Origin of the sequence: Paenibacillus sp. B-A-8 (genome assembly GCF_048572915.1) — a bacterium.
Taxonomy (GTDB): domain Bacteria; phylum Bacillota; class Bacilli; order Paenibacillales; family Paenibacillaceae; genus Paenibacillus_AQ.
The window spans coordinates 5,777,436-5,789,698 of sequence record NZ_CP183882.1 but is presented as its reverse complement, the minus strand read 5'-3'; the positions used below and the strand labels follow the sequence as shown (position 1 = coordinate 5,789,698).

The window sequence follows — 12,263 nt, the reverse complement described above, 5'->3', positions numbered from 1 at the left end:
TCAGAAATGAAAGCACAGCAATTTGTAGTAATCGGCTTAGGGCGCTTTGGGTCAAGTCTCGCGCTTGAGCTGATGGAAATGGGCTACGAGGTGCTCGGGATTGATCACCATGAAGAACGCGTAGAGGAAATGAGCGATCACTTGACACATGCCGTAGTGGCAGATGCTACAGATGAGGGGATTATGCGCTCACTAGGTGTACGGAACTTTGACTGCGGGATTGTAGCGATTGGCGACAATATGGAGCGAAGTATTCTGGCGGCTATTTTGTTAAAAGAGATTGGAGTGAAGCAAGTTGTAGCCAAGGCGATCTCGATTCTTCATGGTCGTGCGTTGTCCAGGCTGGGCGTGGACCGGGTTATTTTTCCGGAGCGGGATATGGGCATTCGTGTAGCACATCAGCTTGTGACACCCAATTTGCTTGATTATATTGAACTGTCAAAAGATTATAAAATCGTGGAGCTAACCGTACCGTCCTGCATGAACGGGAAAAGCTTGTCCGATTTAAATACAAGAGCAAAATATGGCTGCAGTATTGTTGCCCTGAACAGGGAAAGTGGAATTATCGTTGCTCCAACGGCTCATGATCATTTGAGCGAAGGCGATGTAATGGTACTCATTGGTTCTAATGAAAGTATTGATCGATTTGAGAATGAGGTTGTAAACCAAGATTAAATAGTTAGCCCTTCGTCCTTTCATTGGACGGAGGGCTTTTTAAATTTAAGTTGCACGAGAGAGGCAGGGATTACTTCTCTCGTTCTGTCAGAAACATTTCTTCTGTAACCTGCACCAGGCTGCGGGCCGCTGTGCTCAGGGTTCCATCGTCACGGTAGATCAGACAGGTAGTTCGCTGGGTCTGCTCTAGCTCTTTAATATGCAGAGAGACCAGTCCACCACCGTTTAACAGCTGCGGACGCAGATAAGACTTAGGCAGTAATGCGGCTACATTGACCGTCGGCAGCAGCCGCACGATGGCTTCGAAGGAGTCAATTTCCATACGTACGTCGGGATCAATCCCGCAGCGCTGGAAGAGATCGTCCGTTAGACGGCGATACCAGGTGCCTTTGGAGAAAAGGATCATTGGCAGTCGGGACAGATCATCCATGGTCAGCTTGGAAGACTGATTCAGAGGATGATGCTCAGAAACAACCAGCCTAAGCTGATCCTCAAACAGAGAAATACAGCGCAGTCCAGGCTCTTGAATAGAGGAAGCAATCAGACCTATATCTGATTTCCCTTCACTGACAGAGGAGACAATCTCATGCGTTCGGCCTGTGATTAGCTTTAGCTCCGCTGTCGGGTACTTTTCCATATATGCGTTAACCAGTGGAGGCAGAGTGGTCTGCAGTGAAGTGAGAGATGCCCCTAAGGTGACCAGCTTTGGCTCGCCTTCTTTGTATTTAGACAAAGCCTCCAGAAATTTAGAACGCTGCTGACGCTGTTCAAGTGCGTAGGAATAAGTGAGACGCCCAACCTCGGTTAACTCCAGCCGTTTGCCATAACGATTAAACAGCGCGACACCTAGACGTTCTTCCAGCTTGGAGATTTTACGAGATAGGGCAGGTTGGGACAGATTGAGCTGGCGCGAGGCGCGATTCAAGCTAGAATGCTCCACAACCGCTGCAAAAACATCTAAATCGTCAAACATATTTATGTTCCTCTCGTAGTGCAATCTATAAACAGTAGTGACGAAATTCATAGCCTTGAAGACAATACTTCTTGCTCCATAAGGAAATAAAAGATTTGTCGGAAAATGTTGCTTCTCTAAATGAGAATTATTATCATATAAAATCTATTCTTATGCGTTTATTGTATAACGATTAATAATTAGATTGCAATTCCCTTATAAGGGAAAAAGGAGTAACATGAAAAGTGACACAAGATATTCACATTTTGTGAAAAAGAAAACAAAGTCCGGGAAACTAGGGGATAGCGGTAAATATAGGCATTTTGTCATACATAGTCTACGTTATCCTGTGTCAAATGTAGTTCCGGCGGTGAATACACATTAATGAAAACGCTGTTTTAATCGGAAAGGGGTTACTTTGTATGAAAGGATTTTATTCCAGAAAGATTCATTCCTTGCTAGGCGTTATCCCGCTTGGAGCCTTCTTCATTGAGCACATGATGACGAATTTTGCGGCTGTAGAGGGTGGCGCTTCCGGTTTCACTGACAGTGTGATCTGGCTGAACAGCCTGCCGCTTGTCTTCTTCCTGGAATTGTTCGGTATATGGCTTCCTCTGCTATACCATGGCGTATATGGACTGTATATTGCCTATCAATCCAAGCCGAACTTAAACCGTTTCAACATTGAAAGAAACTGGCGTTATACGCTGCAACGTATTACAGGAATTATCACCTTTATCTTCATAGTCTGGCATTTGTTCCAAACTCGGGTTCAGGTGGCAGTGGGTAGTGTTGAGCACGAAGAATTGGGCGGTCTGATGCATGATATCGTGACTCAACCACTGATGTTGACACTGTATATTATCGGTATCGTTGCAGCATGCTTTCACTTCTCGAACGGCCTATGGTCTTTCCTGATAAGCTGGGGAATCACGGTAGGACCTCGTTCACAGCGGGTATCCTCTTACCTTTGTCTGGGTATTTTTGTTCTTGTAACGTTCATGTTCCTCATTTCGTTAGTCACTTTCCGTGATACCGAATTTCAAACCGCAGCTTCCATAGCTCAGTCCATAAAGACTTTCATCTAAGTAATTACCTCTCAGGACTAGATTCCAGAATCCTTTCTGATATTTTCGATAAAGGGAGTGAACTATCATGGCAACAGCAAATATCATTATCGTGGGCGGCGGTCTGGCCGGCCTGATGGCTACCATCAAGGCAGCGGAGTCCGGTGCGCATGTTCAATTATTCTCATTAGTGCCTGTAAAAAGATCACACTCCGTTTGTGCACAGGGCGGCATCAACGGCGCTGTAAATACGAAAGGAGAGGGCGACTCTCCTTGGGAGCATTTCGATGATACCGTTTATGGCGGTGACTTCCTGGCGAATCAGCCACCGGTCAAGGCGATGTGTGAAGCGGCACCAGGTATCATCCACCTCATGGACCGGATGGGCGTAATGTTCAACCGTACACCTGAGGGACTACTCGACTTCCGTCGTTTCGGAGGAACGAAGCGTCACCGCACTGCATTTGCTGGCGCAACGACAGGCCAACAGCTGCTGTACGCGCTGGATGAGCAGGTGCGTCGCTGGGAATCTGAAGGTCTCGTAACCAAACGGGAGAACTGGGAGTTCCTTTCAGCTATCATCGACGACGAAGGCGTATGCCGCGGCATCAGTGCTCAGAATCTAAAGACGATGGAGATTGAGACTTTTCCTGCGGATGCTGTTATTTTGGCTAGCGGCGGGCCTGGTATTATTTTTGGTAAAACGACAAACTCCGTAATTAATACGGGGACAGCTGCAAGTGCGGTATATCAACAGGGCGTACACTATGCCAACGGAGAATTTATACAGATTCACCCAACAGCTATTCCAGGAGATGACAAGCTCCGCCTAATGTCGGAATCGGCACGTGGCGAGGGTGGTCGTATCTGGACTTATAAAGACGGAAAACCGTGGTATTTCCTCGAAGAAAAATATCCGTCCTACGGTAACCTGGTGCCGCGTGATATTGCTACACGTGAGATTTTTAATGTGTGTGTGGATCAAGGGCTGGGCATTAACGGTGAGAACATGGTGTATTTGGACCTCTCTCACAAGGACCCAAAAGAGCTGGATGTGAAGCTTGGCGGGATTATAGAAATTTATGAAAAATTCATGGGGGATGACCCTCGTAAAATACCGATGAAAATCTTCCCGGCTGTGCATTATTCTATGGGCGGTATGTGGGTTGATTACAACCAAATGACGAATATTCCTGGTCTGTTTGCTGCAGGCGAATGTGAATATCAATATCATGGAGCGAATCGTCTAGGCGCTAACTCTCTGGTATCTGCCATTTACGGTGGTATGGTCGCAGGACCAAAGGCTGTTGAATACATTAAAGGTCTGAAGAAATCATCACAGGATATCTCTTCAACGGTATACGATAACTTCCACAAAAAGCAGACAGACAAATATGAGTCTCTGCTAGGGATGTCAGGTACAGAGAATGCTTATGTGATTCACAAGGAGCTGGGCGAATGGATGACCGCCAATATGACGGTTGTGCGGCACAATCCGAAGCTGGAAGCGACCATTGGCAAAATTAAAGAGCTTAAAGAGCGCTACGGCAATATCAATATGAATGATACGTCACGCTGGAATAACCAAGGTGTGGCCTTCACCCGCCAGCTGTGGAACATGCTGGAGCTCTCCGAAGCGATGACATTGGGCGCGCTAATGCGCAATGAAAGCCGCGGTGCTCATTACAAGCCGGAATTCCCGGATCGTAATGATGAGGAGTTCTTGAAGACCACGAAAGCAACCTGGACTGCAGACGGTCCACAAATCTCCTACGATGAAGTCGATGTCTCACTGATCCCTCCACGGGTACGTGATTACTCGAAGGATTAATTTTTTAAGCAGCGAAACAGCTTGCGAGGCAAGCTTAATGAAATAAAATTAGGCAATTTGAGGAGGGAACCATTATGGCGGAAACTGCTACAGCTCCCAAAAACGTAAAGTTTATCATCACCCGCCAGGACGATCCACAAAGCTCATCTTATGTTGAGGAATTTGAGCTCCCTTATCGTCCGGGTATGAATGTAATCAGTGCTTTGATGGAAATTCAGCGTAACCCTGTGAATGCCAAAGGTGACAGCACCGTTCCGGTATGCTGGGATTCCAACTGTCTAGAAGAAGTATGCGGAGCTTGCTCGATGGTGATCAACGGCAAACCTCGCCAAGCCTGCGCAGCGCTTATAGACAATCTGGAACAACCTGTACGCATTGAGCCAATGAAGACATTTCCGGTGGTGCGTGACTTAGTGATTGACCGTACTCGGATGTTCAACGCACTTAAACGAGTAAAGGCCTGGATTCCAATCGATGGTACGTATGACCTTGGGCCGGGACCACGTATGCCGGAGAAGAAACGGCAGTGGGCTTATGAATTATCTAAGTGTATGACTTGCGGCGTATGCTTGGAAGCTTGTCCGAATGTCAACGAGAAGACGGATTTTATCGGACCCGCAGCCATCTCACAAGTACGCCTATTCAATGCTCATCCTACGGGTGAAATGAATGCTGATGAAAGATTGGACGCTCTGATGGAAGATGGCGGTATTGATGGTTGTGGTAACTCACAGAACTGTGTACGCGCTTGTCCGAAGGGTATCCCTCTTACTACCTCCATTGCAGAAATTAACAAGCAGACGACAAAACATATGTTCAAACGCTGGTTAGGTGTGTAATAAGTAGTACCGCCAGATCTTTAATATTGAGCTATCCTCAAAGGTGGATTTTAATTCGCTGGGGATAGCTTTTTTGTTTATAATTGGTAGGGAATAGGAAATTGGTATTTCTCAGAATAAGGAATAGTATATGCTATAATGTCCATTGTTAACGTACGTTAGTGTGGAACAACAGGGAGGAATAATCGTGATTTGTCGGGAGCATGATGGAGCAATTGTAATGGTTAAACAGCATGATCACGGGAAGTTAGCTGGAGAGCTTGCCATTTGGTTCAAGGAAGAGCATGTGCCGGAAGAAGGGCGCAGAGATGAGGTGCTCTGGGCGGTAGCCGAACATGACCGGGGCTGGATTGACTTGGATGAGACACCCTTCTGGAACGATGCGGAGCATGCGCCTTACAGCTTTATTGATTTTCCTGTAGTGCCGAAGCTAACCTTTTATAAGCGAGGACTTGACGAGATTGAGGCGCGAACACCGTATGGAGCGCTTTTGTGCAGCTTGCATTTTGAACGACTCATTAAGATTTCAGGATTGGATTATCCAGAACTGACTTTATATCAAGAGCATGAGGAAGAACGTAGATCCCGTATTCACCGAGAGCTAGAAGTATCCAAGCCAATTGGTGAAGATGAACTCTATTATGATGCCCGTCTTTTAGAGTTCTGTGATGATTTATCCCTATATTTGGCCTTAAATGAGCCGGGGAGCCCGAAATCAGAGGAGCATCCATGGTGGCGTGAAGGGTTCTCGGGAAGTGAAGATTTCAGTTTTACATCAGGTCGTACGATAACCGTGGAGTGGAAAGATAAGTCAACGTTAGTGCTGGATCCTTTTCCATTTAAGAAGACGGTAGAAGTAGCATTTACGATGAAACGAGTCCCAAAAACAGAAATTGCTAAGAGAGGCATTGCACCCGCATATAGTGATACACCGGAAGAAGAATGTAGAATTGTACTGACGGCTCGAAACGAAAGCTGAACGGAAGGAGAAACTCCGTATGAAGATACAATCGTCTGGGGCTTCTCCCAATAAGGAACATACTAATTCGGGTAAAGACACCCATTCTAGCGCCTCTGGACGGCGATCTAAGGGCAAAACAACAATGACCCGCCGGCAATTCCTGGCTCGAAGTGCGGCTACTGTAATCGGCGCTGGTTTGCTTACAAGCGGTTACGCTTGGCAAGGGGAGCCAAACTGGATTGAGGTTACTAAACTGAAGCTGTCTTTCAAAGATCTTCCTTCTGCTTTTTCAGGGATGAAGGTTGTCCATTTTAGTGATACTCATCTTGGGTTTAATAAAGATGCCCGTGATTTGGAACGGCTTGCAGAACGTATAGCTAAGGCAGAACCAGATCTTATATGCTTTACCGGTGACATCGTAGACAGCAATCCTGAGGATCTTGTAGACGCCATACCTGTATTGGCATCGCTGAGTGCTCCGCTAGGGAAATATGCGGTTTTAGGCAATCATGATTACAAAAATACGAAGCGGATCATCGATCTGCTTACGTCGGCAGGCTTTCGAGTGTTAAGGAATGAATCCTATCTTCTAAAAAGAAGCGGAGCCGTTATGGCTGTGACGGGACTGGATGATCTGCTGCATGGCGAGCCTGATCCTGTGAAGGCACTCAGTGGTGTGCCAACAGGAACCTTTGCCCTTCTGATGATGCATGAACCGGACTATGCTGATACAGCAGAGACTCATTCTTTTCACCTGCAGCTATCCGGACACAGTCATGGGGGACAAATTCGCCTGCCGTTTGTAGGTGCGCCATTCACCCCTTACGGATCCCAAAAATACATAAATGGATTGTATTATACAGATGCCAAGCGCATGCCAGTGTATGTGAATAGAGGCTTTGGTGAAACAGTCATGCCTTTTCGTTTTTTATGTCGACCTGAATTAACGGTGCTAACGCTGCACCATTCATCGGGTGAATAGGCTGGACTTTTAACTGTATGGAGGGGGAGAGAGTATGAGCACCTATGAGGCAGTATCGTTCCAGACGCAACTAGGTATAACGGTCGACCTGAGGCTGATCCTGCCTGAGGATGCTTTTGCTTTGCAGCAGCTGCTCTCCCATCCAGAAGTGCAGGCACATATTCAAATACGCAATGGCGCTGGATCAGATCCTGCTCAGGTGGAGAAGCTGGTGAACCGGATGTTATTTGCATTTGATCCTTGTGCACTACATGCGGGTATCTATTTGAAAGAGCAGCAGAAGTTGATTGGTATAGTTGCTTTACAGCATTGGAACCGTCGTGAGGGAAAGGCCACTTTAGGATACATGCTAGACCCGGCGTACTGGGGAGGCGGACTGGCGACAGAGGCGGTTGGCTTATTCTTGAATTACAGTGTTCATAAGCTTGGGATAACACGGATTGAAGGACGCTGCCGAGGAGATAATATTAGATCCGAACGTGTGATGCTTAAGAACGGTATGATGCTGGAGCGAGTGTTGCCCAGAGTAGGGTCCTTGGACGATGTAATGAAAGTATTCACATTGTTACACAAATGAAATAATGCCGTTATGAAACTCTAACAGTGTCCGGTTAAACTAAGTACATGACCCCCTTTTAAAAATATAAATGCTTTGGGACCCGATGATTCGGGTCCATTTTTTTTGTCAGGACCTTATCTGATCGTTTATGATTAATAAACAGTCGAATGAATTGAGAAGGAGGCGTAACATTTTGAATGATGTAATCCAGACGTTAATGAATCACCGTTCTTTCCGGCAGTATTCTGATCTACAAGTGGAGCCGGAGAAGTTAAAGATAATGATCGAATCCGCCCAAGCAGCGCCCTCATGGGTAAATGGACAGCAGGTCTCAATTATAGCTATTAAAGATCCTGCGCGTAAGGAGCAGCTTTCGGTCTTGTGCGGCAATCAGAAGCATGTAGCAGCAGCACCCGTCTTTCTGGTGTTCTGTATGGACTTCTATAGGGCAAAATTAGCAAGTGAGCTGGAAGGTAAGTCTTTTGAAGCGGTAAAAGATGTAGATGCTCTGCTCGTTGGCGCTACAGATGTCGGTATCTCATTGGCTAACGCGATTGCAGCGGCAGAATCCATGGGACTCGGGATTATTCCTATTGGGGGTGTTCGCCGCAATACAGCAGGTGTTATTGATCTGTTGAAGCTGCCGGAGTACGTATTCCCTATCGTCGGCCTCTGTGTCGGATATCCAGCGGAAGAGATTGCACAGAAGCCGCGGCTGCCGATGGAAGGAGTGTTTCATGAGGAGCAATACAATCCGGATGTGGAAGGTCTCCTGGAGGCGTATAATCAAACCCACCGTGAATATATGCAGCAGCAGGGATTAACGGAGAGGGATTGGACGAGCACAATTGCTCATTTTTATGATATTAATCCGGAATACGGAGATGCGAAGCGCACCTTGAAGCAGCAAGGGTTTACCTGCGATAACCTATAAATAAACGACAATGCACCAAGCGGAGATTGGTTTAACGGAGGGTAACCCCACCACTAAACCAATAACACTTGGTGCATTTATTTAAATATAAGAAAGTATTACAGAGAAACTTTGATTTTCTCGCGTTGCTTGTAGTAAACCCAATGTGTAAAGCCTATCGCTTTAAGCTGTGTGGCTACCGCATCTAAGTCTTCAGCGACTCGGGATGGCTTATGCGCATCCGAACCAAAAGTAACCTCTACGCCAAAATGGTGCGCGCGCTCCAGTATCTCTTCTGATGGATACCAGCCGCCAACCAGCTTGGTTCCGCCTGAGGTATTAATTTCGATCGCCACGCCACATTCACTAATCACCTTCAGACAATCATCAATGGGCTTGGGTGCAGGAATATCGGAGAAGGCCGGGTAGTTCCCTTTCATCGCATCAATGTGTCCAAGAATTTGGAACATGCCACTGCGGGCTGAATCAGCAATCAATCGGTAATAATCAGACTTCACACGAATCTGTTCATTCTTACTAAGCCCTTTCCAGCGACCTTTGTTAAAGATACTAACGCCGCCAACACTATGTACCGATCCAATCACATAATCAAATGGGTAGGCAGATAATGTTTTGCGGTAAAGCTCGGCATGCTCAGGGAAATAGTCTGATTCGATGCCTAGCAGAACGTCGATTACACCTTCGTATTCTTTTTTGAGGGAGAGGACTTCCTCAACATAATTTGAGAATTCAGACTTACCCATAGCAATTTGAGGAAAAGCCTGTTCGGAAGGACTTCCGAAATAGGGGGTATGGTCAGAAATGCCTATTACCCCTAGACCCGCTGAAATTCCAGCTTCGATATAGTCTCTAATCGTTCCATCGGCATGACCACAGCGAAAATGATGTGTATGCAGGTCAAATTTCATCAAGATCAACTCCTTTAAACAAGGTTATGCAATACGCTCAGAAGTATCGATTCCACTTTCTGGGTGTGTGTTACTCAGAGCCAATAAATTGTGTCTCCGGCATACCTTTGAGATCACTAAGAAACTGTCTCATAGCAGAGTTCACGTATTTCCCAGACTTTGTTATTACACCTACAGGATGTGTGACTTCCAATTCAATAATAGGCACAATTTTGAGGGAACCGGCTCGAACCTCAGCGGTTACTGACTGCTTGGAAATAATGGCTGCACCTAAATCGAGCTCGACCATCCGTTTCACTTCCTCACTGCTGGTCAGTTCCATAATTACCTGTGGCTCTATGCCATGCTTGGCGAATACCTCATCGGCAAATTTACGGCCCACTGTATCTGGAGAGAGCAGAATTAGCGGGATTTTGTTTAGGGCTTCTATACCTGCGGTCTTAACTTGAGCCAGGGGGTGTCTCGGTGAGACCACCAACTCGAACGTATCATAATAAAGAATGGAAGTAGTCATGCTCGGACTACGTCCGATCAAATAGCCGATGCCGACATCGACAATGCCACTCTCGACATGCTGATAAATTTGAGACGAGGACATAGAGGAAATGGATGTTTTGATATGAGGGAACTGGTCTTTAAAATAGGATAAAATACGCGGTAAAATTTGAATGGCGATTGAGGTAGTTGTGCCGAGAATAATATGTCCTTGGGGATTATCTTCAAGGTCTGCAAGTCTTTGTTTAAGCTCCTCGACAATCGTCACAATTTGTTCCGCATGCTCCAGAAATACAGTCCCTCGATCGGTTAGTGTAACAGGCTGGTTCCGGTCAACCAGCTGTGTTTTGAACTCTTCTTCAAGGCTCTTGATTTGTGCTGAAACCGCTGGTTGGGTCAAGTTAAGCAGTTCTCCGGCCTTGCGAAAGCTCATCGTTTTGGAGATTGTTATTAGTGTCTCCAGCTGGCTGATGTTCATGGAATACCTCCTTTGGACAAGCGAATATGAAAGTGATGGGGTGATATTTTACGTTCCATGTTGGCATTTGATTTAAATTATAGGAGATAATACCCGACAGAGCAATGTTACTGCATAAACAAACTTGGGTTGGAATTCGACATATACATTAATTTTTGCTGAATTGTGCCGATATATAAAGTATAATAAATCCATATTACTTGGGACTTTTGGTATATGACTAAAGCACGATATAGGGGGAGACTGGACTTTAATGAAAGCAGAAGTAATTAATCCGTTTTTAGAATCTGCACGGACTGTTATAGAACAAGTGATTCAGGTCTCGCCTTCCACTGGGAATTTAGGCATTAAAGAAATTGAACTGATCGATAATCATATATGGATTCAAGTGGGAATGACTGGCCAGCTGAGCGGAAATATTATATTTGGTATCGCGGAGCAGGTAGCCTTGCGAATGGTATCAATTATGATGGGTGGCTATGTGATTACGGAGATGGATGAGATGGGTCAGAGTGCAATTTCAGAGCTTGGAAATATGATCAGTGGGAATGCTAGTACGATTCTTTATAATCAGGGAGTGTCAGTGGATATAAGCCCGCCTCAAATTATGAAGCTTGAGAGCATGTCTTTTTTGCCTCGCAGAGCACTTAGTATTCCATTGTTGATGGATGGGGTTGGAGAGATGGACATTCAGGTGATGATCTCTTAGGCAAGAGTTAGGAGCTGAAATACTTTTTATGGTACTCAAAGATAAGGTTGTTGTGATTACAGGAGCGTCAAGCGGTATTGGTGCATTAACAGCACAAATGCTTAGTAAGCGGGGGGCAATTCCGATCCTAGTGGCACGTTCCGAAGCGAAGCTGAAAGAAACGGCGGCCGGTATTCCGGGCGTTTTTGGACTGTATACTTGCGATGTAACAGATGCCGAGGCTGTACAAGAGACCTTTGCTCAAATTTTGGCGACTTACGGCAGAATTGATATTTTGCTAAATAATGCTGGGTACGGTAAATTCGCCTCTTTTACAGAGATGGAGCCTCATGAGTTTGATGAGATGATGGATGTTAACTACATGGGGATTGTTCGCTGTACGAAGGCTGTTGTTCCACATATGCTAGAGCGGGGAAGCGGCCAAATCGTAAATGTGGCTTCTATGGCAGGAAAGATCGGCACAGCCAAATCTGTGGCTTACACAGCTACCAAACATGCTGTTCTCGGATTCACGAATGCACTCCGTCAGGAGCTGCGGAAGAGCGGAATTATCGTTTCGGCTGTGAACCCTGGCCCCATTGCGACTGATTTTTTCAAAATAGCTGACCCATCCGGCAATTATCAAAAGAGCGTAGCTCGGATGATGATGACACCAGAACATGTCTCTTCCAAGATCGTAAAGGTCATGGAAACTGGCAAAGAAGAGATTGATCTTCCGGGTCTAGCGGGGTTTGGTATTCGGCTTTATGGACTGTTTCCTCGTCTGGCGGACAAGCTTACTTATAACGCGATGAACAGAAAATAGAGCCTATTGTCAGCATTATTGGCCTTCCATTTGGTGGAGAGGCCTTTTTGGCATATAATGAAGATATT

At 45.9% G+C, this 12,263-nt stretch carries 13 protein-coding genes; 10 read left to right on the top strand and 3 right to left on the bottom strand.

The features are described from left to right. The first annotated feature begins 6 nt into the window (after positions 1-6). The gene (locus ACN6MV_RS26010; RefSeq protein WP_042130881.1) at positions 7-675 is read left to right on the top strand and encodes a potassium channel family protein; all 669 of its coding nucleotides are present in this window, start codon (positions 7-9) and stop codon (positions 673-675) included. A gap of 70 nt (positions 676-745) precedes the next feature. Here ACN6MV_RS26010 and ACN6MV_RS26005 read toward each other — a convergent pair whose 3' ends face one another. Then, positions 746-1,648: a LysR family transcriptional regulator gene (locus tag ACN6MV_RS26005; protein WP_042130880.1), complete on the bottom strand. Its 903-nt coding sequence runs from the start codon at positions 1,646-1,648 to the stop codon at positions 746-748. Positions 1,649-2,049: 401 nt separating this feature from the next. On the opposite strand from ACN6MV_RS26005, the gene ACN6MV_RS26000 reads away from it, so the two are divergent. From ACN6MV_RS26000 to ACN6MV_RS25970, 7 genes are all read left to right on the top strand, one after another. Continuing rightward, positions 2,050-2,715 (top strand): succinate dehydrogenase cytochrome b558 subunit, encoded by a 666-nt coding sequence (locus ACN6MV_RS26000; RefSeq protein WP_339288002.1) that lies wholly within the window; start codon positions 2,050-2,052, stop codon positions 2,713-2,715. A 67-nt stretch (positions 2,716-2,782) separates the two neighbouring features. Then, the gene (gene sdhA / locus ACN6MV_RS25995; RefSeq protein ID WP_042130878.1) at positions 2,783-4,525 is read left to right on the top strand and encodes a succinate dehydrogenase flavoprotein subunit; all 1,743 of its coding nucleotides are present in this window, start codon (positions 2,783-2,785) and stop codon (positions 4,523-4,525) included. 74 nt (positions 4,526-4,599) lie between these two features. Next, on the top strand, positions 4,600-5,364 hold the full coding sequence (sdhB, locus tag ACN6MV_RS25990; RefSeq protein ID WP_042130877.1) for a succinate dehydrogenase iron-sulfur subunit: 765 nt from the start codon (positions 4,600-4,602) through the stop codon (positions 5,362-5,364). Between the two features lie 187 nt (positions 5,365-5,551). Next, entirely contained in the window at positions 5,552-6,343 is a 792-nt protein-coding gene (locus ACN6MV_RS25985; RefSeq protein ID WP_042130876.1) for a DUF3891 family protein, read from the top strand. Positions 6,344-6,362: 19 nt separating this feature from the next. Beyond that, on the top strand, positions 6,363-7,307 hold the full coding sequence (locus ACN6MV_RS25980) for a metallophosphoesterase (protein WP_419885166.1): 945 nt from the start codon (positions 6,363-6,365) through the stop codon (positions 7,305-7,307). A 34-nt stretch (positions 7,308-7,341) separates the two neighbouring features. After that, complete coding sequence (locus tag ACN6MV_RS25975) at positions 7,342-7,884, top strand: GNAT family N-acetyltransferase (protein ID WP_419885165.1); 543 nt, start codon at positions 7,342-7,344, stop codon at positions 7,882-7,884. Between the two features lie 175 nt (positions 7,885-8,059). Further along, a complete protein-coding gene (locus ACN6MV_RS25970; protein WP_042130875.1) occupies positions 8,060-8,800 on the top strand; it encodes an NADPH-dependent oxidoreductase in 741 nt (246 codons plus the stop codon). Positions 8,801-8,898: 98 nt separating this feature from the next. On the opposite strand, the gene ACN6MV_RS25965 is transcribed toward ACN6MV_RS25970, so the two are convergent. Then, positions 8,899-9,708, bottom strand: coding sequence for a histidinol-phosphatase (locus ACN6MV_RS25965; protein ID WP_339287994.1), 810 nt, complete (start codon positions 9,706-9,708; stop codon positions 8,899-8,901). A 70-nt stretch (positions 9,709-9,778) separates the two neighbouring features. Further along, positions 9,779-10,681, bottom strand: coding sequence for a LysR family transcriptional regulator (locus tag ACN6MV_RS25960; protein ID WP_042130873.1), 903 nt, complete (start codon positions 10,679-10,681; stop codon positions 9,779-9,781). Positions 10,682-10,934: 253 nt separating this feature from the next. Between ACN6MV_RS25960 and ACN6MV_RS25955 the strand changes: the two genes are divergently transcribed. Both ACN6MV_RS25955 and ACN6MV_RS25950 read left to right on the top strand, forming a co-directional pair. After that, on the top strand, positions 10,935-11,390 hold the full coding sequence (locus ACN6MV_RS25955) for a chemotaxis protein CheX (RefSeq protein WP_042130872.1): 456 nt from the start codon (positions 10,935-10,937) through the stop codon (positions 11,388-11,390). A gap of 28 nt (positions 11,391-11,418) precedes the next feature. Next, entirely contained in the window at positions 11,419-12,195 is a 777-nt protein-coding gene (locus ACN6MV_RS25950) for an SDR family NAD(P)-dependent oxidoreductase (RefSeq protein WP_042130871.1), read from the top strand. Positions 12,196-12,263: the final 68 nt, after the last annotated feature.